Origin of the sequence: Paraburkholderia sp. IW21 (genome assembly GCF_041321145.1) — a bacterium.
GTDB lineage: Bacteria > Pseudomonadota > Gammaproteobacteria > Burkholderiales > Burkholderiaceae > Paraburkholderia.
Window position 1 is genome coordinate 155640 of record NZ_JBGGWA010000011.1, and the last position, 26533, is coordinate 182172.

Sequence of the window (26533 nt, forward strand, 5' to 3'; positions counted from 1 at the left end):
GGTAGTTGCCGTGCCTTTATTGCGAGGCTTGCGCCGTGTGTTTGCCGTGATGCCCGCGTGCGCCGGACGCCCCCGAGGCCGCGGCCGCGCCGCTCGCTCCACGCGCGCCCGAGGCGGCGCGCGGTTTGTCGGCCGGAATCGTGATCCTGGCGCCTTCCTTCAGCCGGTCCGACCCGTCGATCACGACGCGCTCGCCGACTTGCAGGCCGGATTTAATGCTGGTGCGCTCGCCGTCCACCGGACCGATCTTGACCGCCCGCACCGTCACCGTGTTGTCGGGCTTCACGACGTACACGAACGAGCCCATCGAGCCGTTCAGCACGGCCGGCGTGGGCACGATCACCGCGTCCTTGATCGTATTGACCAGCAGGCGCGTATTCACGAACTGATTCGGGAACAGCAGGTTCTTGCTGTTCTGGAAGATCGCGCGCAGCTTGACCGTGCCGGTGGTGGTGTCGATCTGGTTATCCAGTGTTTCGAGCGAGCCGCCTTCGAGCGAGATGGTGTTGCTGCGGTCATACGCGGTGACCGAGAGTTTCGCGCCCGTTTGGGTCTGCTGGATGATCTGCTGCAGGTTGTCTTCGGAGGTTGTGAAGATCACGCTGATCGGCTGCAACTGCGTAATCACGACGATGCCGTTGGTCAGGCTCGGCGTCACGTAGTTGCCCGGATCGACCTGGCGCAACCCGACTCGCCCCGACACCGGCGCGGTGATACGCGCGTAGACGAGATCGAGCTTGAAGGTGTCGATGTTCGCCTTGTCGGACTTCACCGTGCCTTCGTATTGGCGGACGAGCGAGGCCTGCGTATCGACCTGCTGGCTGGCGATCGAGTCTTGCGAGAGCAGCGTCTGATAGCGCTTGAGGTCGAGGCGGGCGGTTTGCAGGAGTGCCTCGTCGCGCGCGAGGGTGCCTTGCGCGTTTTCGAGCGAGATCTGATACGGGCGCGGGTCGATCTGGGCGAGCACGTCGCCCTTCTTGACCATCTGCCCTTCCTTGAAGAACACGTCCTGCAGCGTGCCGCTCAACTGCGGCAGCACGGTGACGTTGGCGAGCGGCGTGACGGTGCCGAGCGCGGTCAGCACCACGGGCATCTCGCCTTGCGTCGCGGGGGCCACGTGAACCGGCTGCGCCGCGTTGGCGAGGCCGCCGGCCCCGCCGCGGCCCGCGCGGCCACTGCTCGCGCCGCTCGCCCCGGAAGCCGCGCCCGCGCCGCCGCCCCATGGATGCCAGCGCCACAGGACGACGCCGAGGAGGATCAGCGCGACGACGATCAATGCGATGTTGCGGCCACGATGGCGTTTGGCTGCAACCGGGGTGCCCGCCGGACTGCCGGCAGGCCGGCCGCTGGAGGACGGTGGGGAAGCGGGAGCCGCGGGGCGTGAAGTTTCCGAATGCTTTTGTTGTTCGTCCATCGGTTCGGTCTGGTGGCTGGCTTTTGATGTGAGCCGCTCGCGCGATCGTGCCGCTTGGACAACTCAGCGGACCGGCACGCAGGCGGCATGACAGGCGGTTTCGACAGCGGGTGCGCCGCGCATGTTCAACGCGATGCTACCCGGGGTGCGGGACAAGGATGTTAGCGCAATGCGGCATCATGGCAGGTCGGGGCCGGGCCGTTATCGAAGGGTGATAGCAGCACGTCCGGCAAGCACCCCGCGACGGGAAAGCATGATCCTACGTTGCGAGGTCTGTAACCGTCCACCTGTGTATTTTTCTTTTGATTACGGAGGTTACAGAATGGATTGAAAATGCCGTGGCGGCCGCGCACTGAGCGCTTCAGTTATCCAGGCGGCGTCCGGGCGTGCCGCCGATCTCGAGAACGATTTTGCCAATGCACTCGAGCAGGGCCGGCGCCGCGCGCGATATCAGCCAATCGCGCGGGCACTGGTCGGCAGAGCCTCCGCAATTGACCGCGTAGCGCTCGCCCGAGGGGCCGATGAACCCCGCTGCGATGGCGTTCAGACCGTCGTACCATTCGCCGGTGGCAATGGCGAAGCCTTGCTCCGCGGCTTCCTGCAACGCGCTTGCGAGGCGGCTGCTGATGTGCCCCCAGTCGTCGCCTTCAGCGGCCTGCAAGCCAATCAGCAATTTTTCCCGTTCCGGTTCAGCGAGCGCCGCCAGATAGGCGCGGCCCACCGCAGTGCGGCTGAGATTCATGCGCGAGCCGATTTCCAGGCGCGACACCAGCACCGCCGAACGCGGCCGGATCGCGTCGATCACCACCATGTCGAGGCGATCGCGCACGGCCAGATGCACGGACAACGAGGTGCGTTCGGCGAGTTCGATGAGGAAGGGCCGCGCGCGAGCCCGGATGTCGAAGTTGCGCAAAAAGCCATTACTCAGTTCCAGTACCGACGAGGTGAGCACGAAGCGCTCGCTGTCAGGCAGGCGGAACAGGAAGCCTGCGCCGACGAGCGTGGCGGTAATTCGCGAGACGGTGGGCTTGGGAATGCCGGTCAACTCCGTCAATTCGCGATTGCTGAGGGGCGCGTCCGCCGCGGCGATCGAGCGCAGCACAGTCAAGCCGCGTGCCAGCGCGGTGACTTCGTCGCCTGAGCCCTCTTTGTCTTTGGCGGGGTCCGCAACGGTCGAGGCGGGCTTCGGTCGGTTCATGTCACTTTTCTGGAACTATATTTCAATTTTTGTGTGCGCAGCCTGTCAGAGACCGTCCCGCAAAGGCCCGCCGACAGCACAAAATTAGGGCATGTAGCGCATTTTTCCTCTGAAGTTTCATTGTATCGGAATATTTTTCCGCAGCGAAGGACGCCACTCCAGATTTTGCTTGACTTAGTCAGCATAACCATAAAAAATGGAACCCGATTTCGAAAGACGGTTTCAGGTTCTGCAATGAAGTCCTGAACTGACCGTGGTCCGCGCAGTGTCTGGTCGAGTGTCTCTTTAACAGTCCACCGTAACAGTCCACGCCGCCCGCCTATGCGCGGCGCCCGCGTCCCACATCGCGCACGGATCAAACTTTCGAATGCCGGCTCTCAGGTTCTAGCACGGCCCTCGGAATGGCTAGAACTTTTTAAGGCGTCACGGAAACGTGACGCCTTTTTTTTATGCGCCCGGCAGTGCGCACTCACTGATCCCGAGCCGCAAGGCCAGAAGCGCAGCCGGCGCGTCAGCGCGTCAGCAGCGTGACGGTGGCGATGCCGAGCACCGTCATCACGAGCGAGGCGCCCACGTGAATCGCGATCTCGCCGGCAGCCCACCCGAGCCGACCGTCCTGCAAGCGCTGCACGACTTCCGCAGAAAAGGTCGAGAAGGTTGATAGTCCGCCCATCAAACCGGTGATGACGAAAAGCCGCCATTCGGGGGCGATCTGCGGCGTCCGCGCGAACCCCGCAACCGCGATGCCGATCACGTAGCCGGCTATCACGTTGGCGGCAAGCGTGCCGAGCGGCAACGCGGAAAACAGGCCGTTCAGACGGATGCCGAGGAACCAGCGGAACAGTGAGCCGAGCGCGCCGCCGATGCCGACGGCGAGAATAGACCAATACATGCAAAGTGCCCTGGCGAAACCAAAAGGTCGACAAACCGGGCTGAGCAGGCAGCGCGATGCCGCGTCCGCAGTCATCCGGGCGAAGCAGGCATCATCAGCCACAAGGGCGGTTAAGGGAGAATGCCATCTCCAACGCGCGAGTCTAGCATCGGCGAGCCCATTGGGGACAGGTGGGCGCGGTCGTCGCGCGCGCGACCTAGAATAAATGCAGGGTTTGCGGTGGGGCTATTGCGGCTGCGCGGGAGGCCGACATGACGAAGGGCTACCAGCTCACGTTCTATACCGAGCAGAATCGGCGCCATGGCCATCAATCGGTCGTGGAATGGTTGCTGTCGATCGCGAAGCACGCCGGCATTCGTGGCGCGACCGTCGTGGCGGCGGCGGAAGGCGTCGGCCATGCGGGCGAGCGGCATGCCGCGCGCTTCTTCGAACTGGCGGATCAACCCCAGCAGGTGATCTTCGCGGTCACCGAAGCGGAGGCGGAAACGTTGCTCGACGCGGTGCGGCAGGGCAACGTCCCGGTGTTCTACACGCGGAGCCCGATCGAATTCGGCATGCTCGGCGGGCGAGTTGACACGAAGGATCCGGCGAGCCGCTAGGTGTATTTTCCGGCCGGCGCGTCAGCCGACGCTTTCGCGCTCCGGCGTCGCCGAAATCTTGTGGATCGACAGGTCCGCGCCGTTGTATTCGTCTTCCTGGTCGAGCCGCAGACCCACCGTCATTCGGATCGCCCCGTACACGAGCGTGCCGCCCAGCGACGCCACCACGATGCCGCCCAGCGTGCCGACCAGCTGCGCGCCAAACGACACACCGCCCATGCCGCCGAGCGCGTGCAAGCCGAAGATGCCTGCCGCGAGGCCGCCCCACGCGCCGCACAGGCCGTGCAACGGCCACACGCCGAGCACGTCGTCGATGCGCCAGCGGTTCTGCACACAGGTAAACATGTAGACGAACAGCACGCCCGCGATGCCGCCTGTGACGAGCGCACCGAGCGGATGCATCACGTCCGAGCCGGCGCACACCGCCACCAGTCCGGCAAGCGGGCCGTTATACGTGAAGCCCGGGTCGTTGCGGCCCGCGAGCCATGCGGTCAGCGTGCCGCCGACCATCGCCATCAGCGAATTGACCGCGACCAGACCGCTGATCTTGTCGATGGTCTGCGCGCTCATCACGTTAAAGCCGAACCAGCCGACCGTCAGCACCCATGCGCCCAGCGCGAGGAACGGAATATTCGACGGCGGATGCGCGGCGATACCGCCGTCGCGGTGATAGCGGCCGTGGCGTGCGCCGAGCAGCAGCACGGCCGGCAACGCGACCCAGCCGCCGAACGCATGCACCACCACCGAGCCGGCGAAGTCATGAAACGGCACGCCGAAAATTTGCGTGAGCCAGGTCTGGATGCCGAAGCGGTCGTTCCACGCGATCCCTTCGAAGAACGGATAGACAAAACCGACCAGCACGAAGGTGGCGAACAGTTGCGGATTGAATTTCGAGCGCTCGGCGATGCCGCCGGAAACGATTGCCGGAATCGCCGCGGCGAAGGTCAGCAGGAAGAAGAATCGCACCAGCGCATAGCCGTTGTGCGCGGCCAGCGACTCGGCGCTGCCGAAGAACTGCACGCCGTAGGCGATGGTGTAGCCGATGAAGAAATACGCGATCGTCGAGACCGAGAAGTCCACCAGAATCTTCACGAGCGCATTGACCTGATTCTTTTTGCGGACCGTGCCCAGTTCGAGAAACGCGAAACCCGCATGCATGGCCAGCACCATGGCGGCGCCGAGTAGCAGAAAGAGCGTATCGCTGCCGGTTTTCAAACTTTCCATTGAGATGTCCCGCTTATGCCAAAAAAAGGGGCAACGAACGCAAGAAGTGGGCCAAATTTGTGCCGCAGGGCATCGATCAGGTGCAAAGCCGCACCGGAATGGGCGTTGTCTCGCTCGCCATGGATCTGATGACGCACTTCGTTTGCACCTCGAACCGGGCATGGACGCACTATAAAAGTGCATGGCGGTTCCATGTCGGGCGAGATGATCCAATTACGGGCGAAATATTCGATTTGATTTACGTTTAATTCAAAAGCCTGACGTTTGTGCGCATTTGTTGCGCGCATTAGCGTATCTGGCGGCTCACGCCCGCTCGGCCGCCCGTCGTCTTTGTCTTCCTGCGCAAACGTCGACATAATGTGCCGTCCCGTGCATGATCTGCCGGCCACCGACCTCCAATGCGCACGCATGAGACTGACCACTAAAGGCCTGTTGCTGATCGCAATTCCGGCCCTCTTCGAACTGGCGCTGCTGTCCGGGCTGGTCAAGGCGCAGTCAGACTCGGCGCAAGCGGAGCACTGGGCCATTCATAGCGAAGAGGTGCTGCGTCAGACCACCGCGATTCTCGAGCCGGTGCTGGGCGAGTCCGTGGCGCTGCGCGGCGCGGTGCTGGCCAACGATACCCGCTTCGCTACGCCGGTCACGTTGTGGATGGACGTTGACCGTCGCATCGATCAACTGACCGAACTGGTCGCCGATAACCCGGCGCAAGTCGAGCGCGTGGTGCAGGTACGTCAGGCGGTGCAGGCGTATCGCCAATGGTCGGACCGCGTTCAGGACATGCTGCATTCGGGGCGGCGGCGCGATCTGCTCGAACGATTCCGTGATCTGACCGCAGCCGACGTGCTCGATCGTTTCCGTCAGCGGGTGGTGGCCTTCCAGAGCGAAGAGCGGCACCTGGATACGTTGCGCTCGAGTGCCGCGGACGCCGCGCGCGAACGGCAGCAGATGCTGGTGGTCGCCGCCGTGTTCGGCTCGTTGCTGTTCGTCGCGCTGGCCGTCTGGTTGTTCACGCGCGGTGTGCGCGGCCGGCTCGCGCTACTGTCCGACAACGCCGCGCGGCTCGCGGGCAATGAGCCGCTGGCGCCGATCGCCCCGGGCCGCGATGAGATCGCCCGGCTCGATCTGACTTTGCATGAAACCAGCCGGCGCCTGCTCGAGGCCGAGCGCATTCAGGCGCGCTTCCAGGCCGATCTCGCGCGCCGCGCTGGCGAACTGGCGCGTATCAACGAGAGCTTGCGGCAACAGACCCAGGAAAACGAAATGTTCATCTACAGCGTGTCGCACGATTTGCGTGCGCCGCTGGTGAATCTGCAAGGTTTCTCGAGAGAACTGATCCGCGCCTGCGACGAACTGCGGGCGGCCGTGCGTCAGTCGTCGCTCGCAGCCGAGCCGCGACGGCGCATCGAACGGGTGGTGGATGAGGATATCGGCGAAGCGCTGCACTTCCTGCAGACGGCCGTGCTGCGTGCATCGCACATCATCGACGCGCTGTTGCGGCTCTCGCGCGTCGGCCATGTCGAGTACCGGCAGCAGAAGATCGAGGTGCGCGATATCGTGCCGCGCGTGGTGGATGCGATGCAAGGGTCGATCCGGGCGCGCCGCGCGCACGTCATCGTCAAGGATTTGCCCGCGGTTTGGGGCGACCCGACCGCGGTCGAGCAGGTGTTTGCCAACCTGATCGGCAATGCAGTCAATTATCTGGACCCGGAGCGCAAAGGCCGGATCGAAATTGGTGCGACGCCGGCGCCGCCGGGCGTGCACTCGCTGCGGATTTTCTACGTGCGCGACAACGGCCTGGGGATTCCGGCGATCGCGCTGCCGCGGCTATTCAACGCCTTTCAACGGCTGCACAGCGATGTGGCGGCGGGCGAAGGCATCGGCCTCGCGCTTGTGCGGCGCGTGGTGGAGCGGCACGGGGGCCGCGTGTGGGCGGAGTCGAAAGAGGGGGTGGGCACGACGTTTTATCTGTCGTTGCCCGAAACCGAGGTGCGGTCAGCGCAGCTGACTGCCGAGACGCATGTCGCGCCGGCGGACGACGGGGTTCAAGCGGTTCGCGATGTGCGCGAGGCGCGTGCGGGCCTCGGTGATCGTAATGGCCTCGGTCTGAGCGGCGGCGCAGTGGCGCATGCCGCCAATGCCCCGCCCGGCATCAGTACGCCGTGAAGAGCCGCCGCGGTTTGAGCAGTTTGCTGCCGCGAATCGACCAATAGCAGCCGCAGGCAATCAGAATGGCGACGCTCGCCAGTGCCTCGAGCGGAGCGGGGTGCACGCCGAGCAGTCCGTCCAGCGCGAACAGGCCGTGCGCGACGATCAGCAGCGCAGCCCACAGCGAGCAAGCGGCTTGCACGAGCATGCGCGTGCCTGCCAGACGCCGCGCGCGGTTTTCCCGCGACCAGCCGGCCGAGGTGCGCGCGCAGAAAAAAGCAATCGCCATCAACGTGACGGCAAGAATGACGATCCAATCAGTCAGTTCCATCGAAAAACTCCCAAGTCAACCGACGACTATAGGAAAGCCTTCCGTTGCGAACTATCGGACTAGTCTCAAATGCGCGGGAGTTGCGAGCGCGCATTGCCGTGGAGACACGGCGCTCGCCGTTGGATCAGAGTTCATCCAATTGATCTGCGGAACACATCGAACGCTCATTGAATGCTCAGGCAGCCTACTCCAACACGTTTGACAGAATCGCGACGGAGCGTGCAATGGATTCGTTCGAATGCCGCTGGATGCAAGCGGACGATGCAGCGGAGCACACAGCGCTGCTTGGCGTCGCCAGCGCTTCTTGAACGGGCGGGTGGCGCAACGGCGTATCATTGGCCCGTTTTCGCATGCGGAAGCCGCTTGACGCGGCTCACACTCAAACATGATTTCATCTATCCGTTCACCTTTGCTGCGCCGTGCCGCCGTGGTCCTCTTCGTGTTCGGCGGCCTTGCGGCTTGTCAGAAGAATGACGCGTCCGCCGGGCAAGTCGCCGGCAAGCTCGACGACGCAGCGCAAGTCGCCGGTCAGAAGCTCGATCAGGCGGCCAGCTACGTCGGCCGGCAGGTCGACGCGACCAAAGCCGCCGCGCAGCAGAACCTCGAATCGGCCTCCGCGCCGTCGATCACGATCGATCCAGCCTCGCTGGCGTCGACCGCGCAAGCCAATCTGCAAAGTGCGGCGAGCGCGACCAACGTGCAACTCGGCAAGGCGGCGTCGCTGACCGGCCAGGGGCTCGAGACGGCCGGCCGCAAGTTGCAGGAGTGGTCGGCGCAGAGTACGGCGTCGTCGGCAACGGTCTCGGCGTCTTCGTCGGCATCGGGCGATTCCGGCGATGCGCAAAAACAGATGGACAAGTGAGATGACAGCCTGTCCGCCCGGCCGTTTGACAGCGGGATTAAATGTAATTATCATAGTTACATATTGTCGTCGCTGGGCAGGTTTGCTTTGAATACGAGTAGCAGGTTTGCGTTTGCGGTGCATGTGCTCGCCCTGCTGTCGTTGCAGGCGGGCGTGCCGCTCTCGTCGGAGATGATCGCGGGCAGCGTGAATACGAATCCCGCGCTGATCCGGCGTTTGTTGACCATGCTGGCCGAGGCGGGTCTCACCACTTCGCAACTTGGCGCAGGCGGTGGTGCGCTGCTTGGCCGGGCACCGGAGAACATCACGCTGCTCGAGGTATATCGCGCGGTGGATGACGCGCAATTGTTGGCGCTGCATCGCGAGGAGCCGAATCCGGCGTGCATGGTGGGGCGCAATATTCAAGGCGTGCTGCGCGGCATCATCGACGAAGCGCAGCAGGCTATGGAAGCAGCGCTCGGCGCCCGCACCCTGGCCGATGCCACTGCTGACGTGGTGCGCGCCGAGCGGGCGCGTGAACGCAGGCGGCGTCCGCAAGGATGACGTAGCAAAGAAGCAGTACGGCAGGGCGCGTGTGGAGTATCCGGGACTCGCGCGCCCGAGAACGGACGGGGGCTTAGGCCTCTCTTTTTTCCCTTTTATATGTAATCAATGCAGTTACATATAAATTAATCTCAGGAGCTTCAAAATGAGCAAACAGTTGAAAATCGCGTTGTTTGGCGCCACCGGCACGATTGGTTCGCGGATCGCCGCGGAAGCGGCCCGTCGCGGGCATCAGGTGACGGCGTTGGCGCGCAATCCGGCGCGCGTGCCTGCCGACGTGGCGAATCTGAAAGCCGCGCAGGCCGACCTGCTCGACGCCGCGAGCGTGGGCGTTGCGGTGCGTGGTCATGACGTAGTGGCGAGCGCTTATGCGCCTCCGCAAGGCGATCTCGCAGCGCTGACCAAGGCGACCCACGCGCTTGTCGACGGCGTGCGAGCGGCCGGTCTGAAGCGCCTCGTGGTGGTGGGCGGCGCGGGTTCGCTCGACGTGGCGGGCAAGCAACTGGTCGATACGGACGGTTTCCCGGATGCGTACAAAGCGATCGCGCTGGCCCACCGCGATGCATTCGATTACTACCGTGGCATCACCGACCTCGACTGGACTTTTTTCGCGCCTGCCGCGCTGATTGCGCCGGGCGAGCGCACCGGCAAGTTCCGCACGGGCGCGAACGCGCTGCTGGCCGACACAGAGGGCAATAGCCGCATTTCAGCGGAGGATTACGCCATTGCGTTCGTCGACGAATTGGAGCAAGGCCGTTTCGTCCGTCAGATCGCGACGGCGGCTTATTGAGTTTGAGGGATCACGCCCGCCCCTGCGCCTCGCCGCGCGTGACGCAGGGCCTCGTACGGCCGAGCGGGGATGAAGGGGTTCTTCTATCGCCGAGCCTACGCAAGCGTCCTAACAATCGGTTACGCATGTTCGGTCGCGGGCGGCAAAACTGCGGCTACACTGGCGTCTCCCGTTTTCTTACGGATCGCCATGCAGTCATGCCCGTTGCGGCGTGAGTCCGGGGCCGCGCCGTCCAACGGCGCGCAACCGGCGACTCACGCCGCCTTCCATTTTCCTTCTGGCCATACCGGATGCGACGCTCGGCTCCGTGCGCGCGCTCAAGTCGCGGCGTGGTTCGGCGCGTGGGCGGCCATGGCCTGCCTCACGCTGGTTCTGTGCCTCGGCTGGATGCCCGCCAACGCCCAAGCCGCCGGTGCCAGCACGCCGGTCATTCCGGCCCTGCAGAGCCTGATCAACAGCGCGACGGCGACGCCTGCGTCTGCCGCCTCGGCCGCCTCGGCAGCCGAGGCGGCGTCCGCGCCGTCGCCCGCGAGTCAGGCAGAACTGGCGCACTCGCTCGACAGCGTGATCGCCACGCTCGACAACGACCGGCAGCGCACCGCGCTCGTCGCCCAGCTCAAAAAGCTGCGCCAGGTCTCGCAAAACGTCGCTCCGCCCGCGCCGGCGCAACCGAGTCCCGGCTTGCTCGGCGCGATCGCGTCGGGGATCGCATCGTTCGAATCCGATGTGCATCAGGGCCGCACGCCGGTGCGCTATTGGGGCGGACGTTTCAATGCGGCCGGCAACGAGCTTTACACGATCGTTTCCGGCCAGGGGCATGAGAGCTTCGGACGCGTGGCCTTTTCGATGCTTGCGATGCTGGCCGGCTGGGGCGCGTGCGCCGGCGCGCTGATCTACCTGCAGCACCGGCTATACCGGCGCTTTGGCATCGTCACCGGCCTCAACCCGAATCCCACTACGCGCGAGCTGCTGATCTTCGCGCTGCGCCGTGTCGGGCCGTGGATCGTCGCCTTCCTCGCGGCGCTGCTGTTCGTGCGCGCCATGCCCGATGCGCTCGGCCGCACGCTCGGCATGGTGGTCGCCTATGCGATTGTCGCTGGAGCGGTGTTTTCGTCGATCTGTCTGATCATGTTTTCGCTGTTCGGCTCCGGGCATCGGCGGATTGCGGTGCGCCTCCTGATCGATCACGCGCGGCGCGTGCTGTTCGTGGTCGGCGTATGCGGCGCGCTCGGCGATGCGGCCGTCAACTACGACGTCGCACATCAACTCGGGTCGAATCTCGCCGCCCTGATTTCGACCGCGGCCAATATGACGGCCGCCGTGCTCACGGGATATTTCGCGCTGGCGTTCCGCCGGCCTGTCGCCCATCTGATCCGCAACCGGCCTTATGAGCAGCGCACCGATCACAAGGCCGCGACCGACGCCTTCGACGTGCTCGCTTCGCTCTGGCACGTCCCCGTGCTGGTGCTCGCCACTGCGTCGGTGGTCGCCACGCTCGGCGGCTCGGGCTCCAGCGAAAACGTGCTGCAAATTTCCGTAGTGACCGCGCTGTTGCTGGTGCTGGCTTTCTTCCTGTCGGCCATCGTGCTGCGCATGACGCGCCCGCGCAGTGCGCGCACGCGCCGCCGCTCGCCCTATCTGACGCGCTTGCTGCGCTTTTTCGGCACACTGCTGACGCTCTTCATCTGGTTGATCTTCTTCGAACTGGCCGCGCGTCTGTGGGGTTTGTCGCTCGCGGAAGTGGTCGAGGAGAACGTCGCGGCGCGAGGTATCGCGCACGCGGTGACGGCGATCATCGCGACGGTGTTCATTGCCTGGCTGCTGTGGATTCTGGTCGATACGGCGATCACCGAAGCCCTCAATCCTGGCGGCCCACGCAATAAGTCGCGCAGTCCGAGCATGCGCGCACGCACCATGCTGCCGCTGCTGCGCAACGTGTTGCTTGTGTCGATCATGACGATCGCCGGGATCGTGACCGCGGCGAACCTCGGCATCAATGTGACGCCGCTCCTCGCGGGCGCCGGGGTGATCGGTCTCGCGATCGGTTTCGGCGCGCAGTCGCTCGTGACCGACCTGATCACGGGTCTGTTCATCATCATCGAAGATACGATTTCGGTCGGCGACTGGATTGATGTGGACGGCGGTCACGCTGGCACCGTCGAGCATCTGTCGATCCGCACCGTGCGCTTGCGCGACGGCCAAGGCGCGATTCACGCGATTCCGTTCTCGCAGATCAAGATCGTCAAGAACCTGTCGCGCGACTTCGCCTATGCCGTGTTCGAGGTGCGGATGTCGTTCTCGACCGAGGTCGATCAGATCACGCAACTGATCCGCGAAGTCGGCGCCGATCTGATGGCCGACTTCCGGTATCGGCGCGAAATGCTCGGGCCGATCGAGGTGTGGGGGCTCGACCGTTTCGATCCGAACTGGATGGTCGTGAAGGGGCAGATCAAGACGCGGCCGTTGCAGCAATGGAGCGTGGCGCGCGCCTTCAATTTGCGGCTTAAACGCAAAATGGACGAAGCCGGTATTGAGATTCCGGTGCCGCAGATGCGCGTGTACACGTCGTCGAAGGATAGCGAGGGACAGCCGTTGCACGACGATCAGCTGCCCGAGTCTGGCCCGCATGGGCAAGCACATGGACATGCTGAGACGGGCGCTTCGGCGCGGGCCGCGCATGCTGCAGTGGCGGCGGCGCGCGATGTGTCGCACGAACCGCGTCCGGCGCCGCCGTCGACCGGGCAGACCGAGTCGATTCCACCGCAGATTCCCACGGCAGGCGAAGCGGGCCGCAAAAGCTGATCAGGCTGGCTGTGGGTGTCAGGCAAGCGCCGGTGCATCGGCCGCGTGCACGATGTCGTTGACATGCGTGGCGATCTGCACGCCTGCGACACCGTAAATATGCAGCGAGACGGCGGGCGCGTCGCTGCAATTGCCCAGCCGATGAATGCCGCCCCGGCCGCCGCGCACGAACGACACGGCTCCGGTATTGCGCGCTTGTGTACGGGTGGCACTCGCACAGTGCTGTGCGCCATTCCATTCGAAAACCGTTTCGCTCAGCGTGCCGTCGAGCACCGCGTAGCCGCACCACGTGTGGTGCGCATGCACGGGGCTTGCCTGTCGCGGCAGCCATACGAGCGCGGCGATCGCGTAGCGGCCGTGCGGGTCGGCGGCCAGCAGATGACGCCGGTAATTTTCAGCGGAGCCTTCGCGTTGCGCCGGCGTGAGCAACGCGGGGTTCGCCGCTGCTTCGGACAGCGCGATGCGCATGCTGCGCGCGAAGAAGGTCGAATCCGCAGGCTCGGGGAATTTCGCGCAGGCTTCGAACATCGCGTCGAGCGCGTCGCACAGGTGCGCGAGCGGCGCGCTGCGGTGCACGTGCGAAGGCATTTCATTCGCCCCGGCAAACTGCGCGGAGTGGGTGGCGGAACGGTCGACGGCTGCTGAACGGAGGTCTTGGCTCATGATTGCTGGGCAGCGGCATGGCTGCTTATCGGCTATTTCTGGATAGCCACATTTATACCCGTTTGCCCGGAGAAAGAGTTTCCATATAATTCCCCCGGGAGTCTTGAAAGTAGAATAATTTCCTATGGGAGTGTGACGATGGGAATGGATGTCATCGATCGGAAGCTGCTCGAACTGCTGCAGGAAGACGCGACCATGCCGATCGCCGAGCTGGCGCAACGCGTGAATCTGTCGCAAACGCCTTGCTGGAAGCGGCTGCAGCGGCTGAAAGAGGCGGGCGTGATTCGCGCCCAGGTGGCGTTGTGCGATGCGCGCAAGCTCGGCGTAGGTACGACCGTGTTCGTCGCGGTGCGGACCAATCAGCACACCGAGGTCTGGGCGCAGACCTTCACCCGTGCGGTGCAGGAGATTCCGGAGGTGGTGGAGGTGTACCGGATGAGTGGCGAAACGGATTACCTTCTGCGCGTGGTGGTGTCGGATATCGACGACTATGATCGCGTCTACAAGCTGTTGATCGCGGCCGTTCCGCTTTATGACGTGAGTTCGAGCTTCGCGATGGAGCAGATCAAATATTCGACGGCGCTGCCGGTGCGGCCTTCGGTGGTGGTGGAGGGGCGCTGACTGCAAGCCGTGTGCAAGCTCAGTGGGCGTAAAATGCCGCCTTCCCAAACACTATCCGCGACTGCCTCGCGAACCGAGCCCGCCTCATGAACAAACCGCCGCGCAAAAAGAACCCGACCTTTGGCATTGCTGTTTTCATCGTGGTCGCGGTGTTGTTGGTGATCGCCACGCTCTTCTATAACGCCATCACGGAAAAGCGCGATTTCGACCGTCAGAACACGCCGGCGCCGTCGGTTTCATCGGACGCGGCGGCGGCTGCTGCTACCGCCGCGGCGCCTGCGAGCGGCGCCGCGCAATAAGACGAAGCGGTCGTTTCACTCTTCCGGCAGGCGAATCACGCTCGCATCCTTGCGAATCAGCGCGGACGCCGTCAGCATCTGCTTGCACTGATGGGCGAGCAATTTCATGTCATGCACGGCTTCCGCCGAGTAGTCCGGCGACTTCTCCGTCTCGACCACCATCGCATCCAGTTCGCGCGTCAATTGTTTGGTCTGCTCGCCTTGATCGGCAGGCGGCGCGCTACCCGCTTCGGCTTCGGTCAGATTGTCGCGGATCACGCTCAGGGCACGTTGCAACGGCTGTAGCGAGACCCCGTCGGCCCGCTGTGTGGAGGTGCGCAGCAACGGCGCGGCCACCGTGATTTGCGAGGCGAGCACGTGGCTGCGTACCAGCAGACCGTTCAGTTCCGGGACGAACTTCTGCGCGGACTTCGGCTCGAGCATCATGCGTTGGAACGCCTGGCCGAGATTGGCGAATGCCACATGGACGTTCTTGCGCGCGAGCCGATAGCGGTAGTCGCGATCGAGCGCGGTCGCAGCGGCCGCGGCGGCGGGGGATGCGCCGCTGGCGGGCTTGGCGGTCGTGTTGCCGACCGTGGTCGCGCCCGCGCTTGCAGCCGTGTTTGCTACCGCGTTGGCACCCGCACTTGCGGCCGCATGTGCTCCAGCGTTCGCCCCGGCGTTCGCCACCGCCACCGCCGGCGTGCCGAATTCGATCGCGGGATCCACCATCGCCGCGGCGGCCGCAAATGCGCCGGCCTCAGTCACCGTTGCGACTACCGCGGCGGCCGGCTTACCGCTCCACCACCAGCTCGCTTCGAGATACTGCCGCGTCGCACCGATCATGTTATTGACGAGCTTGCCCATCAACCGGTATTCCCAGTAGGGGAACAGGTGGCTCGCCGCAATCGCGATCGCGCAGCCCACCACGGTATCGATTGCGCGTTCGCCGATGATGCGCATGCTGCCCGGTGCGAGCAGATGGAACATCAGCAGCACATACGAGGACGTGAACACCACGCTTGCCGTGTAATTGAACAGCAACAAGCTGTAGCTCATCACCATCGACGCGAACATGACGACCAGCAGGATGTGCGGTTCCTTGACGAAGATCATCAACGCGATGCTCGCCGCGCAGCCGATCAGCGTGCCGACGATCCGCTGCCCGTTGCGCTGCTTGGTCAGCGAATAGCCGGGCTTCAGAATGATGACGGTGGTCATCACGATCCAGTATGCGTTGGTGAGCGGCAGCAGACGGCCGAGCCAGAAGCCCACGGCGACCGCGATCGTCACGCGCAGCGCGTGACGGAAGCTCGGCGAGGCCATTGTCAGATTCGAGAAGATCTGCCCGAACGGCACGCGGCGGCTCGATACGAAGCGGCTCAGCGCCTGGTCGAGGCGCAGGTCGGTCTCGGTCGCGCCGGGCTCGCTCGACAGGTTCTTGCGCATCTTGTCGATCAGGCGCGTGGCGCTCCAGATGCGCCGGAAGGTTGACGACACCGCCGAGTAAGCCTCGGGGTTTTTAACCGACAGCTCCTGCTTGCGCATCAGTTCGATCTCGAACTCGATGGCGCGCAATTCGGCTTTTACATTCACACGCGTGCGCGGCGGCTGGTTTTGCAGCACCGCGAGCCCAATCTCTTCGAGATCGGCTGCGGATTTGCGAATCAGATCGCGGTAGAACACCAGCAGGTCGGAGCCGCCAAACGTGTTGCGTACCAGCGAGTAATCGACATGCGTACCGACAAACAGTTCATGCAGATCGACGGTATTGATGAACAGATTGAACAGCATCGCGCGGCGCGGTTCGAGCCGGCCGGTTTTCAGCTTGGGCAGATTGCGCAGCACGATGTCGCGCGCAGCTTCCTGACGTTCGACCGCGGCGATCTGTTTGTCGACCAGATTGCGATAGCACTCGTCGAGATCGTTATCGAGATCGTAGAAAGCGGCACGCGCTAGCAGGTAGTCGGCGCACGCGAACACGCTTTCGGCGAGCGCCTGCTGTTCGATGCGATGCATCATCCAGCGGCTCACGAATGTCGACCAGTACGTGTACCAGAGACCGCCCACCAGAATCCACGACGCATTGACGAGCGCCTGCATGGGCGTGAAATGCTCTTCCAGCGTCACGATCATCATGAAGAGCGTCGCGAAGCTGATCTGCGGCCAGCGGTTGCCATACACGACGATCAACGAGAGCACGAATGTGAGCGGCACGACCGTACACCACAGCGCCACCGCGTTGACCGTGGCCAGACCGGTGGCGAGCGCGGACAGGAAGCCGATCACTGTGCACGCCAGCATCTCGTTGTGCTTGTACTTGAGCGGGCCTGGCATATCGACCACGCATGCGCCGAGCGCACCGGTCGCGATCGTGAAGCCGAGCTCGCGATCGTGGAACACGATCAGACACAGTACGGCCGGCAACGACACGCCGACTGCGATGCGCAGACCGCCATAAAAGTACTGGCTGTAAAGGAATTTTCTTATTTCAACCGAATAGCGCATCGACTGCCTGGATTTCATTCACTGAGAAAACGCGGTTGAAGGGGCAGACCCGAACTGCCGTCGAGTCTAACTGATTTCGAGTCCGATCTGACCTCATCCATTCGGCCAGGTTCTGCCCTGGGAGCGCGTTTGTTATGCTGTCGCTTCAATGTCTGTCGCGGTCCGCGCGTTCCGCCCGCTTTGCACGCTTTCCCAGGATCCATGCTCCAACTCTTCTATTCGAACCGCTACGAAACCCTTGTCGGCGCGCTGCTCGACGACCTTGCGCAAGCGCCGTCCGATCCCTGGACCGCGCAGCCCGTGATCGTCCCGAGCGCGGCGGTGCGGCGCAGGCTCGAGCTCGACATCGCGGCGCGTCAAGGCATCTGCGCGAATGTTGATTTTGGCTATCTCGCGCAGTGGCTGTGGGCGCAAATCGGCGGCGTAATCGAAGTGCCGAAGCATTCGCCGTTCGCCCCGGACCGGCTAGTCTGGCGCGCCTACCGGTTGCTGGCGGATGCGGATGAAGCACTGCCGTGGAATGCCTCGCCGCGTCTGCGTACGTATCTCGACGCGGCGGATGCGTCGATGCGCTATGAACTGGCCCGGCGCGTGGCCACCGTGCTCGACCACTATCTGACCTATCGCCCGGAATGGCTGCTGCAATGGCAGAAGGGCGGATCGGTCTTCGCGAGCGGCGCGGCGGACGACAACGGCCCGCGTCTCGTCGGTGCAAGCGAAGCCGCGCGTGAGGACGAGCGTTGGCAAGCCGCACTGTGGCGCGCCGTGCTCGCCGAAGTGGCGGGCAACGCGCAAACGCCCGCGGCAGCGTTGCCGCCTGCGTATCGCTTTCTCGAAGAAATCGGCACGCTCGATCTGGAAGCCATCTCGAACGCGCAGTGGCCCGAAGCGGTCAGCGTGTTCGCACTGCCGACCATGCCGCCGCTGCATGTCGCCTTGCTGCGCGCACTCTCGCGCTGGGTCGATGTGCGTTTGTATGTGATGAACCCGTGCCGCGAATTCTGGTTCGACGTCGTCAGCGCAGGGCGCGTCGAAGCGCTCGATGCAGCCGGTCAGCTCGACTACCAGGAAGTCGGGCATCCGCTGCTGGCCGAGTGGGGTCGTCAGACCCAGGCGCAGCTGCATATGCTGCATGAGCTGACCGAGAGCGCAGCATCCGGCGAGACCGGCGACTTTACCGAAAATCCCGAACCGAGCTGGCTCGCCGCGGTGCAGAACGGCATGCTCGCGCTACGATCGGAAACGGACGCGGACGAGTTGCCGATCGAAAGCGGCATCGAAGTCCATGTGTGTCACAGCCTGTCGCGGCAACTCGAGGTGCTGCATGACCGTCTGCTTGGCTGGTTCGATGAGTTCGACGATCTGCAGCCGTCCGATGTGCTGGTTGCCGTGTCCGACCTCGCTGCGGCCGGCCCGTTGATCGACGCGGTGTTCGGCACCGCACCCCATGGCGATACTCGCCGCATTCCGTATCGGATCACCGGCTTGCCGCCATCGCAGGCCAATCCGGTCGCGCGTCTGCTGCTGGATTGGCTGGCGTTGCCCGAGCGCAGCGTGGGCGCGCCGGATCTGATCGAATGGCTGCGGGTCGACGCGATTGCCATGCGCTACGGCATCGATGCCAGTGCCCTCGAAGCCGCGCAGGAATGGCTCGCGGCAGCCGGCGCGCGTCGAGGACTTGCACCCATCGAGCCGACGGGCGAACACGTGCCCATCGCGCGTCATACGTTCGCCGATGCCCTGACACGTTTGTATCTCGGCTACGCGATGCCGGATGGCGGCGAGCCGGTCGGTGCCTGGTTGCCGGTCGAGGGCGCCGACGGTTCTGACGCGGAGTTGCTTGGGCGTCTGTCGCGTTTCGTCGACGATATCGATACCTTCGCAGCGCGCTGCTCGGTCGAGCAGACGCCCGCCGAATGGACCCAACTGTTGCTTGAAACGCTCGCGCAGTGTTTCGACGGTGGCGTCGAGTTCGCCGACTCGCTGGCGGCGGTGCGCGACGCCCTCGACAAGATGGGCGACGCGATGCAAGCTGGCGCGCAAGACGTCGTGCTGCCGGCCGCCGTGGTGCGCGGTGCGCTCACCGAAGCGCTGGACGACCCGGCGCGCGGCGGGGTGCCCTGGGGCAGCGTGACGTTTTCATCGCTGACCAGTCTGCGTGGCTTGCCCTATCGCATCGTCTGCCTGCTCGGCATGGACGACGGCGTGTTGCCGAGTCTCGCGCGCGCCGACGAATTCGATCTGATGGCCGCGTTCGGCAAGGCCGGTGACCGGCAGCGCCGCGACGACGAACGCAATCTGTTCCTCGATCTGCTGCTGGCCGCGCGCGATCGTCTTTTTATCGCCTATACGGGCCGCAGCATCCGCGACAATGCGCCGTTGCCGCCGGCCGCGCTGGTCGACGAATTGCTCGATTACCTCGCGCAGGTGTCGGCGGGCGAAGGGGCGAGTCCCGCGGAGATCGACGCCGCACGGCATGCATTCATCGTCGATCATCCGCTGCAGGCGTTCGCGTCGGACTATTTCTCGTCGCAGCGCGGCTTGTTCACTTACGACGTGGATCGTGCGGAGCTGGCCAGTTTGCTGGCCGCGCCGCAGCATCCGGCTGCGGCGCCGTTCTTCGATCAACCGTTGCCCGCTGAAGATGCGCCGCTCGTCGCCTTCGACGAATTCGTGCGTTTCTGGCGTCATCCGGCGCGGGCATTGTTGCGTGACCGTTTGGGTATCGTGTTGTCGGATGCGCAGGGCGAGTTGCTCGACACCGAGCCGTTCGAACTCGATTACGCGGGTCAGGATGCATTGGCGGAGCGGCTCTTGCCCGTGCTGCTCGACAGCGGCGCCGAAGACGATGACGCGATGTTCGAACGCGTACGCCGCGTCGCTGCGGCAAGTCCCGAGTTGCCGGGCGGCGCGACCGGCGCCGTATGGCGCTCGCGCGAACTGGGTGCGCTGCGTCAGCTCGCCGACAGCGTGCGGCGCGAAGTGGCGTCGGGTGTCGAGCGTTTGCCGTTCGTGCTGGATATCGTGCCGCGCTGGCCCGATAGTGCCGGCATTGCAGAGACCATCTTCGGCCCGCATGATGCAGCACTCCGCAAAGCGGCCGAAACACCGCTGCAACTGCACGGCACCTTGAATTTGCTGACCGAAACAGGACAAGTGATTTTTCGCTACGCCAAACCCACCGCGCGCGACTATCTGTCCGCATGGCTCGCGCATCTGGTCTATTGCGCGGCGCAGCCGAACGGCCCGCGCCGCACTGTCTGGCATGGCAGCGGCGCGAGCTTCGAGCTCACGCCGGTCGCGGCGCCCCTCGATGAACTGGCGCCGCTTGCCGCGTTGTTCAGAGCCGGGCGCAGGCTGCCCCTGCGCTTCTTCCCGAAGAGCGCCTGGGCCAAAGTCAGCGACAGCGATTCCGCGGCACAAGGCGCCTGGATCAATGACCGGGTGCGCGGTGAATCCGACGACCCCGCGTTGCGAATCGCACTGCGCGGCACGCCGCTTACGCTAGACGAACCCTTCGGCAGTCTCGCCTCGATCGTCTACAAACCACTCGTGCAGCATCTGCGGAGCGCATCATGAGCGGCGCCGTTCGGAATTACGCGCTGGTTGCCGAGGAGCTCGACGTTTTTGCCTGCTCGCTCGACGGCGTCAATCAGATCGAGGCGTCGGCGGGAACCGGCAAGACCTGGAACATCTGCGCGCTGTACGTGCGGCTGCTGCTGGAGAAGAATCTGAAGGCCGATCAGATTCTCGTCGTTACCTTCACGAAGGCGGCGACCGCGGAACTGCACGAACGCATTCGCGGCCGGCTCGCGGAACTGCATCGCGCTATCGAAACGGACGACGACGGCGGCGATCCGTTCATCCAGCGTCTCTTTGAAACCACGCTGGCGCCGGAGGGGGGCATTGATCGTGAGGCCGCGTTGAAGGTCGTGCGCCGCGCACTGCGAACGTTCGATCAAGCCGCGATCCACACCATCCACGCATTCTGTCAGCGCGCGTTGCAGGAAGCGCCGTTCGCCGCCGCCATGCCGTTCGCATTCGAAATGGAAGCCGACGACGCGGCCTTGCGTTTCGAAATGGCGGCCGATTTCTGGCGTGAGCAAGTGGAACCGGTGGCTTATGCGCATCCTGCTTTCGCCGCGTGGCTGGTGGCCAAACGCGCAGGCCCCGCGTCGCTCGATGAGCAACTCGCGCGGCGCCTGAAAAAGCCGTTGGCGCAGTTGCGCTGGGGCACGCTCGACGCAGGTGGAAACGGCGTCGATCCGCAAGCGGGTTTCGATGCCGCCTGCGCAGTCTGGCAGGCGGAGCGCGACGCGATCGTCAGTCTGCTTGCGCAAGCGCAAGACCGCCTGAGCAAGACCTCTCACAAGCCTGACCTCGTGAGCGCGGCGATTGCCGCGTGGACAGCGTATTTCGCGCAGGGCGATTGTCATGCGCCGCCGCCAAGGGCCGCGTTGAAGTTGACGGCAGCGGCCTTGAAAAAGGCCACCAAGGTCAAGTTCGAACCGCCCGAGCATCCCTTCTTCGAGCACGCCGAAGCACTGGCGGCCGCCGTCGTCGCGGCCGAAGCCGCGCAACGCGCGCGCTGGCTCTCGCTCGTGGAAACCTGGCTCGACTACGCGCCCGCCGAGCTGGTGGCGCGCAAACGCACCCGCCGGGTGGTGTCGTTCGACGATCTGCTGTCCAACCTGTATCGTGCGCTCGCTGCCAATCCCTGGCTTGCCGATGCTTTGCGTACGCGTTATCCGGCGGCGCTGATCGACGAGTTTCAGGATACCGATCCGTTGCAATTCGCGATTTTCAGCCGTATCTTCGCGCCCGCCGGTCCGCTGTTTCTGGTGGGCGATCCGAAGCAGGCGATCTACAGTTTTCGCGCGGCGGATTTGCATACCTATCTGGCGGCACGGGCGGCGGCTTCCGCGTGCTACACGCTCGCCGTCAATCAGCGTTCGACCGCGCCGATTGTCGAGGCCTGTAATCGGCTCTTCGAAGCCAACCCTCAGGCGTTCGTGCTCGACGGTCTCGACTATCAGCCGGTTCGCGCCGGCGAGCGGCGCCGTCCGCTTTTGCGCGATCCCGATGCGAACGCGGGCGACTTCCGTATCTGGACCTTGCCGCAAGGTGACGCCGCGTTGACCAAACGCGAGGCGCAGCGTGCGGCAAGCGAAGCCTGTGCCGCCGAGATCGTGCGGCTTTTGCGTGGCGCACGCCAAGGCATCGTGACGATCGGCGATGCGCCGCTCGCGCCGGGCAATATCGCGGTGCTCGTACAGACGCACAAGCAGGGTAGTCTGATCAAGCGCGTGCTGGCATCGTGGGGCGTCGGCAGTGTGGAACTGGCGCAGGCTTCAGTGTTCGCGACGCTGGATGCGGAGCAGATCGAACGCGTGCTGGCCGCGGTCGATACGCCGGGCGACCTGCGCGGCCTACGCACCGCCCTCGCCACCGATTGGCTCGGCCTGGACGCCGCTGCGCTGTGGCGTCTCGAGCAGGTCGCCGACGCGCCGTCACCCGCCGGCGATCCGGCGCATGCCGCGGATGCGATGGGGTGGGTCGAGCGTTTTTCACGCTATCGCACGTTGTGGCATGAGCGCGGTTTCGCCTTGATGTGGCGCACGCTGATGCGCGAGCTGCGGGTCGCGCAACGGCTGGTTGCCGGGCCGGATGGTGAGCGCCGTCTGACGAATGTGAATCACCTGGCTGAACTCGTGCAGGCGCGTGCCGCCACGCAACCCGGTATCGCGCCGACTTTGCGCTGGCTCGCCGCGCAACGCATGCAAGGCGGGGGCGAAGACGCGCAGTTGCGGCTCGAATCGGATCGCAACCTCGTGCAGATCGTCACCGTCCACAAATCGAAAGGGCTCGAGTATGCGGTCGTGTTCTGTCCGTTTCTGAACGACGGCGCGCTGCGCGAACCGCCGTCCTCCGGCTTGCCCGATGCGCGTGAGTATCACGATGAAACGGGCGGCGCGGTGCTGCACTACGGTTGCGATGACGACGAGGCCGAGCGCGCGTCGCGTTACGCGGCGCGCGAACAGGCGGCGGAACGGGCGCGGCTCGTCTATGTGGCGCTGACGCGCGCGGTATATCGCTGCTATCTGGTCGCCGGTACTTATCTGTCGTCGCGCTCCACCAAGGAGTCGCGTCGCAGCGTGCTGAATTGGCTGGTGGGTGGCAGCGGCCACAGCTTTGACGACTGGCTGACCGATCCGCCTGACGAAGCCGCCTTGTCCGAGCGATGGCAGACGCTGGCGGGCGGCCCGATCACGTTGCAGGCGTTGCCGAAAGTGGAACGCCGTGTGCCGTTGGAAAGCCTCCAGGACAGTGGCGCACGCATGCAGGCGCGCGCCAATCGACGGCCGTTGCGCGATCAGTGGCGCATGGCGAGCTTCAGCGGCCTGATCGCCGCCGGCAGCAAAGCCGACGAGGCCCACGCGGCGATGGAAGAGGTGCGGCCCGATCACGATGAGATTGCCGACGCGCTCGCACCTACGCCGTTGCCGACGCCGCAAGCGCAGTCTTACGCGGAGGACGACATTCTCGCGTTTCCGCGCGGCGCGGCGGCGGGCGACTGTCTGCATCGCATGTTCGAACTCGCGGATTTCACCGATCCGCAAACCTGGCCGGATGCTATCCGGGGTGCGTTGCGCGAGCGTCCGGCGCCGGCTGTGCCTGAACTCGCGGCACGTTTGCCCGCCATGATGCATAACCTGATCGCGGACGTCGTGACGACCGAGCTTGTGCCGGGCATGGCGCTCGCCAGGTTGAATCGGCAGCGGCGTCTGAACGAACTCGAGTTCCTGTTTGCGGCGCCGTCGCTCGATTTCCCTGCGTTGCGCGAGCTGCTGACAGAACACGGCTACCCCGACGTGGCGCTGGAACCGGGCGTGTTGCGCGGTTTCGTCAAAGGATTTATCGACATGATCGTCGAGCACGACGGACGTTTCTGGATCGTCGACTGGAAGTCGAACCATCTGGGCGACACCGCCGCCGACTACGCCGCGGCGCCGCTCGAAGCGGCCATGGCTAGCCACGCGTATCACCTGCAGGCGCTGCTCTATACCGTGGCGTTGCATCGCTATCTGAAAACGCGGATGCGTGATTACGCGTACGACACGCACATGGGCGGTTATCTGTATCTCTTCGTGCGCGGCGTGCGTCCGCAATGGCGCGATGCTGAAGGGCCGGCGGGCGTGCACATGCGGCGGCCTGCATTCGAACTGGTCGCATTGCTCGACGCGGCGATGATCGGAGGTGTCGCATGAGTACATTCGAGCAGATCTCGTCGGCGCCCCCGGAGCTCGATGACATCGGGGTGAATTTACCCACGCCGGCCGATTTCAGCACCGCGCTCGCGGAAGGGTTCGCGCGCCGCATCGGCACGCTGGCGCAGCGCGGCGGTGCGGCGGCCGAGGCGGTGAAGTGGGCGGCGCGGGCCGCCTTCGCTGCGAGCCGCGCGACTGCCGAAGGGCACGTGTGCGTGCCGCTTGCGGTGCTGGCGCGACGCTTCGATGCATCGAGCGCTGAGGTGCGCACGGCACTGTTCGCAAGCGGCATGGCCAGCGACGGTTCGCAAAGCGCGGCGGCGTTGCGGCCGCTGGTGATTGATGGGCAGGGGCGGCTGTATCTGGCGCGATATTACGACTATGAGCGGCGTCTCGCCCGCTCGCTGGTTGCGCATGCGGGGGGGGCGGCGGATGCGCGCGCTCATGGTCACGATGCTGCCGCGGCTAGCGCCAACGCCAACGCGCAAACGCTACACGAGCGCCTGCTGCGGTACTTCGGTCCACCGCAGGACGACGAGGTCGACTGGCAACGTGTCGCGGCAGTCATGGCGCTGTCCGGGCAACTCACCATCGTCAGCGGCGGTCCGGGCACCGGCAAGACCACTACCGTGGTCGGTGTGCTCGCCTGCCTGCTCGATGCGCGCGCCGATCTGCGAATTGCACTGGCGGCGCCGACCGGCAAAGCGGCGCAGCGGATGCAGGAAGCCTTGCTCGCGCGTGCCGGCGATTTGCCGCCCGAACTCGCCGCGCGCTTGCCGCAGACGTCGTACACCTTGCATCGTCTGCTCGGCTCCGGGCCCGGCGGCCGCTTCCGGCATCATCGCGACAATCCGTTACCTTACGACGTCGTCGTGATCGACGAGGCGTCGATGATCGACGTTGCAATGGCTGCGCATCTGTTCGATGCCGTTGCGCCACAGACGCGTCTCGTGATGCTGGGCGACAAGGACCAGCTCGCTGCCGTCGAGGCCGGTGCGGTATTCGCCGAGCTCAGCGCGCGGCCTGCCTTCACGCCAAGCGGGCTGCAGCGAATCGCAGAGGCGCTGGGCATCGAAGGAGCACGGCTGGCGCAAGGGTTGCCGAACGCGTCGAGCGGCTTCGACGAATCAACTGACGATCTGTTCGCGCAGGCTGCTCCGCCTGATGCTTTTGGCACGCCGCCGGGCGGCTTGTTCGGCCATGCCAATGAGCCGGGCGCCTTTGACGGAGTGCCCGGCGGCGATGCCTTCGTGGGCGTATCCGCACCGGTGTCAGCGCAAGCGGTCGCATCGCAGTTGCCGTTGCAATCCCCATCGTCTTCGAAATCGGCATCGCCGTCGCTGGCTCAAAACCCGCTCGCCGACTGCGTCGTCTGGCTCGAACGCAACTATCGATTCGGCCTCGAATCGCCGATCGGCCGCCTGTCGCTCGCGATCCGCAACGGCTTGGCCGGCGCGGCGCTCGATGTCCTGCGCATCGATCCTGCCGAAGCCTGTGCAGCGGCATTGCACGAAGACACGCATGCGACGCTTGCCGAGCGCACCGTCGCGCGGCTGGCCATGGGTTTTGCGCCGTATGGCGACGCGCTTGCCGCAACGCTGGCCGCCGCTATACCCGACCCGTTGCCGCTTTTCGACGCGTTGAACCGTTTTCGAATTTTGTGCGCGACGCGTTCGGGACCGCGCGGCGTCGATCAGGTGAATGCTGCGATGGCCGCGCAGGTGCGGCGCTCGGCGGGCGTGACGCTGGCGGTCGGTGCGCAATGGTTCGCCGGCCGACCCGTGATGGTGACGCGCAACGATTACGCGCTCGGGCTGTTCAACGGCGACATCGGCATTGCGCTGCCGGGCGCGGGTGGCGCGTTGCGCGTGTATTTCCGTACCGGCGACGGCGGTTTGCGAGCGGTATCGCCTGCGGCGCTACCGCCGCATGACACCGCGTTCGCGCTCACGGTCCACAAGTCGCAAGGCTCGGAATTTGAACACGCGGTGCTGATGCTGCCGTCGGTATTCAGCCGGGTGTTGTCGCGTGAACTTGTGTACACGGCGATTACCCGCGCGCGTGAACGAGTGGAAATAATTGGCGCGAGCGCCATACTGGCGCAGGCTATCGCGACGCCGACACAGCGCGACTCGGGGTTAGCCGCTCGAATTGAGGAGGCGTGGCGCAGCGCTTGGTAGCATGGCGTGGGGCAGCGGAATATGCTCGCGGCCTGCTCAAGCAGCTCAAGCAGCTCAAGCAGCTCAAGCAGCTCAAGCAGCTCAAGCAGCTCAAGCAGCTCAAGCAGCTCAAGCAGCTCAAGCAGCTCAAGCAGCTCAAGCAGCTCAAGCAGGTCAGCGGCTCAAGCGGCTCAAGCGGCTCAAGCGGCCGCCCAAACCGCCCAGCGCGGTGA

General features: G+C 64.7%; 20 protein-coding genes and 1 riboswitch. Of the genes, 12 read left to right on the forward strand and 8 right to left on the reverse strand.

Annotation, left to right across the window (positions count from 1 at the left end; all coding sequences use genetic code 11):
* Positions 1-16: 16 nt before the first annotated feature.
* The 3 genes from ACAX43_RS24680 to crcB all read right to left on the reverse strand — a co-directional run bounded on the left by ACAX43_RS24680 (position 17) and on the right by crcB (position 3504).
* Positions 17-1414 (reverse strand): MdtA/MuxA family multidrug efflux RND transporter periplasmic adaptor subunit, encoded by a 1398-nt coding sequence (locus ACAX43_RS24680; protein WP_370711021.1) that lies wholly within the window; start codon positions 1412-1414, stop codon positions 17-19.
* Between the two features lie 361 nt (positions 1415-1775).
* A complete protein-coding gene (locus tag ACAX43_RS24685) occupies positions 1776-2612 on the reverse strand; it encodes an IclR family transcriptional regulator (RefSeq protein WP_370711022.1) in 837 nt (278 codons plus the stop codon).
* A gap of 511 nt (positions 2613-3123) precedes the next feature.
* Positions 3124-3504, reverse strand: a complete 381-nt coding sequence (crcB, locus tag ACAX43_RS24690) for a fluoride efflux transporter CrcB (RefSeq protein WP_370711023.1) — start codon at positions 3502-3504, stop codon at positions 3124-3126.
* A 78-nt stretch (positions 3505-3582) separates the two neighbouring features.
* A riboswitch (Fluoride riboswitch) is annotated at positions 3583-3644 on the reverse strand.
* Between the two features lie 111 nt (positions 3645-3755).
* Here crcB and ACAX43_RS24695 point away from each other — a divergent pair.
* Positions 3756-4103, forward strand: a complete 348-nt coding sequence (locus ACAX43_RS24695) for a DUF190 domain-containing protein (protein WP_370711024.1) — start codon at positions 3756-3758, stop codon at positions 4101-4103.
* A gap of 21 nt (positions 4104-4124) precedes the next feature.
* Here the strand turns inward: ACAX43_RS24695 and ACAX43_RS24700 are convergent, their stop codons facing one another.
* Positions 4125-5327, reverse strand: coding sequence for an ammonium transporter (locus tag ACAX43_RS24700; RefSeq protein ID WP_370711025.1), 1203 nt, complete (start codon positions 5325-5327; stop codon positions 4125-4127).
* On the reverse strand, positions 5315-5683 hold the full coding sequence (locus ACAX43_RS24705; protein ID WP_370711026.1) for a hypothetical protein: 369 nt from the start codon (positions 5681-5683) through the stop codon (positions 5315-5317). Before ACAX43_RS24705 ends, ACAX43_RS24700 begins: the two co-directional genes overlap by 13 nt.
* 52 nt (positions 5684-5735) lie before the next feature.
* Here ACAX43_RS24705 and ACAX43_RS24710 point away from each other — a divergent pair, with 52 nt between their 5' ends.
* A complete protein-coding gene (locus ACAX43_RS24710) occupies positions 5736-7493 on the forward strand; it encodes an ATP-binding protein (protein ID WP_370711027.1) in 1758 nt (585 codons plus the stop codon).
* On the opposite strand, the gene ACAX43_RS24715 is transcribed toward ACAX43_RS24710, so the two are convergent.
* The gene (locus tag ACAX43_RS24715; protein WP_370711028.1) at positions 7480-7806 is read right to left on the reverse strand and encodes a hypothetical protein; all 327 of its coding nucleotides are present in this window, start codon (positions 7804-7806) and stop codon (positions 7480-7482) included. The genes ACAX43_RS24710 and ACAX43_RS24715 overlap by 14 nt on opposite strands.
* 385 nt (positions 7807-8191) lie before the next feature.
* On the opposite strand from ACAX43_RS24715, the gene ACAX43_RS24720 reads away from it, so the two are divergent.
* From ACAX43_RS24720 to ACAX43_RS24735, 4 genes are all read left to right on the forward strand, one after another.
* Positions 8192-8668 (forward strand): hypothetical protein, encoded by a 477-nt coding sequence (locus tag ACAX43_RS24720; protein WP_370711029.1) that lies wholly within the window; start codon positions 8192-8194, stop codon positions 8666-8668.
* Positions 8669-8755: 87 nt separating this feature from the next.
* A complete protein-coding gene (locus ACAX43_RS24725; protein WP_370711030.1) occupies positions 8756-9211 on the forward strand; it encodes an Rrf2 family transcriptional regulator in 456 nt (151 codons plus the stop codon).
* A 145-nt stretch (positions 9212-9356) separates the two neighbouring features.
* Positions 9357-10001 (forward strand): NAD(P)-dependent oxidoreductase, encoded by a 645-nt coding sequence (locus tag ACAX43_RS24730; protein ID WP_370711031.1) that lies wholly within the window; start codon positions 9357-9359, stop codon positions 9999-10001.
* A 189-nt stretch (positions 10002-10190) separates the two neighbouring features.
* Positions 10191-12803 carry a mechanosensitive ion channel family protein gene (locus tag ACAX43_RS24735; RefSeq protein WP_370711032.1) on the forward strand — a complete coding sequence of 871 codons (2613 nt, stop codon included), beginning with the start codon at positions 10191-10193 and terminating at the stop codon, positions 12801-12803.
* An 18-nt stretch (positions 12804-12821) separates the two neighbouring features.
* Here the strand turns inward: ACAX43_RS24735 and ACAX43_RS24740 are convergent, their stop codons facing one another.
* Entirely contained in the window at positions 12822-13391 is a 570-nt protein-coding gene (locus ACAX43_RS24740; protein ID WP_370711134.1) for a cysteine dioxygenase, read from the reverse strand.
* A gap of 213 nt (positions 13392-13604) precedes the next feature.
* Here ACAX43_RS24740 and ACAX43_RS24745 point away from each other — a divergent pair, with 213 nt between their 5' ends.
* Both ACAX43_RS24745 and ACAX43_RS24750 read left to right on the forward strand, forming a co-directional pair.
* Positions 13605-14087 carry an Lrp/AsnC family transcriptional regulator gene (locus tag ACAX43_RS24745; protein WP_370711033.1) on the forward strand — a complete coding sequence of 161 codons (483 nt, stop codon included), beginning with the start codon at positions 13605-13607 and terminating at the stop codon, positions 14085-14087.
* 86 nt (positions 14088-14173) lie between these two features.
* Positions 14174-14386: a hypothetical protein gene (locus ACAX43_RS24750; RefSeq protein ID WP_370711034.1), complete on the forward strand. Its 213-nt coding sequence runs from the start codon at positions 14174-14176 to the stop codon at positions 14384-14386.
* Positions 14387-14401: 15 nt separating this feature from the next.
* Here ACAX43_RS24750 and ACAX43_RS24755 read toward each other — a convergent pair whose 3' ends face one another.
* Positions 14402-16873 (reverse strand): FUSC family membrane protein, encoded by a 2472-nt coding sequence (locus tag ACAX43_RS24755; protein ID WP_370711135.1) that lies wholly within the window; start codon positions 16871-16873, stop codon positions 14402-14404.
* Between the two features lie 201 nt (positions 16874-17074).
* Here ACAX43_RS24755 and recC point away from each other — a divergent pair, with 201 nt between their 5' ends.
* Genes recC through ACAX43_RS24775 form a run of 4 tightly spaced genes read left to right on the forward strand, consistent with a single transcriptional unit; the run spans position 17075 to position 26533 of the window.
* Positions 17075-20452 carry an exodeoxyribonuclease V subunit gamma gene (recC, locus tag ACAX43_RS24760; RefSeq protein WP_370711035.1) on the forward strand — a complete coding sequence of 1126 codons (3378 nt, stop codon included), beginning with the start codon at positions 17075-17077 and terminating at the stop codon, positions 20450-20452.
* Positions 20449-24141 (forward strand): exodeoxyribonuclease V subunit beta, encoded by a 3693-nt coding sequence (gene recB / locus ACAX43_RS24765; RefSeq protein ID WP_370711036.1) that lies wholly within the window; start codon positions 20449-20451, stop codon positions 24139-24141. Before recC ends, recB begins: the two co-directional genes overlap by 4 nt.
* A complete protein-coding gene (locus ACAX43_RS24770) occupies positions 24138-26321 on the forward strand; it encodes an AAA family ATPase (RefSeq protein WP_370711037.1) in 2184 nt (727 codons plus the stop codon). The genes recB and ACAX43_RS24770 overlap by 4 nt, the downstream gene beginning before the upstream one ends.
* Positions 26303-26533 carry a hypothetical protein gene (locus ACAX43_RS24775; protein WP_370711038.1) on the forward strand — a complete coding sequence of 77 codons (231 nt, stop codon included), beginning with the start codon at positions 26303-26305 and terminating at the stop codon, positions 26531-26533. Before ACAX43_RS24770 ends, ACAX43_RS24775 begins: the two co-directional genes overlap by 19 nt.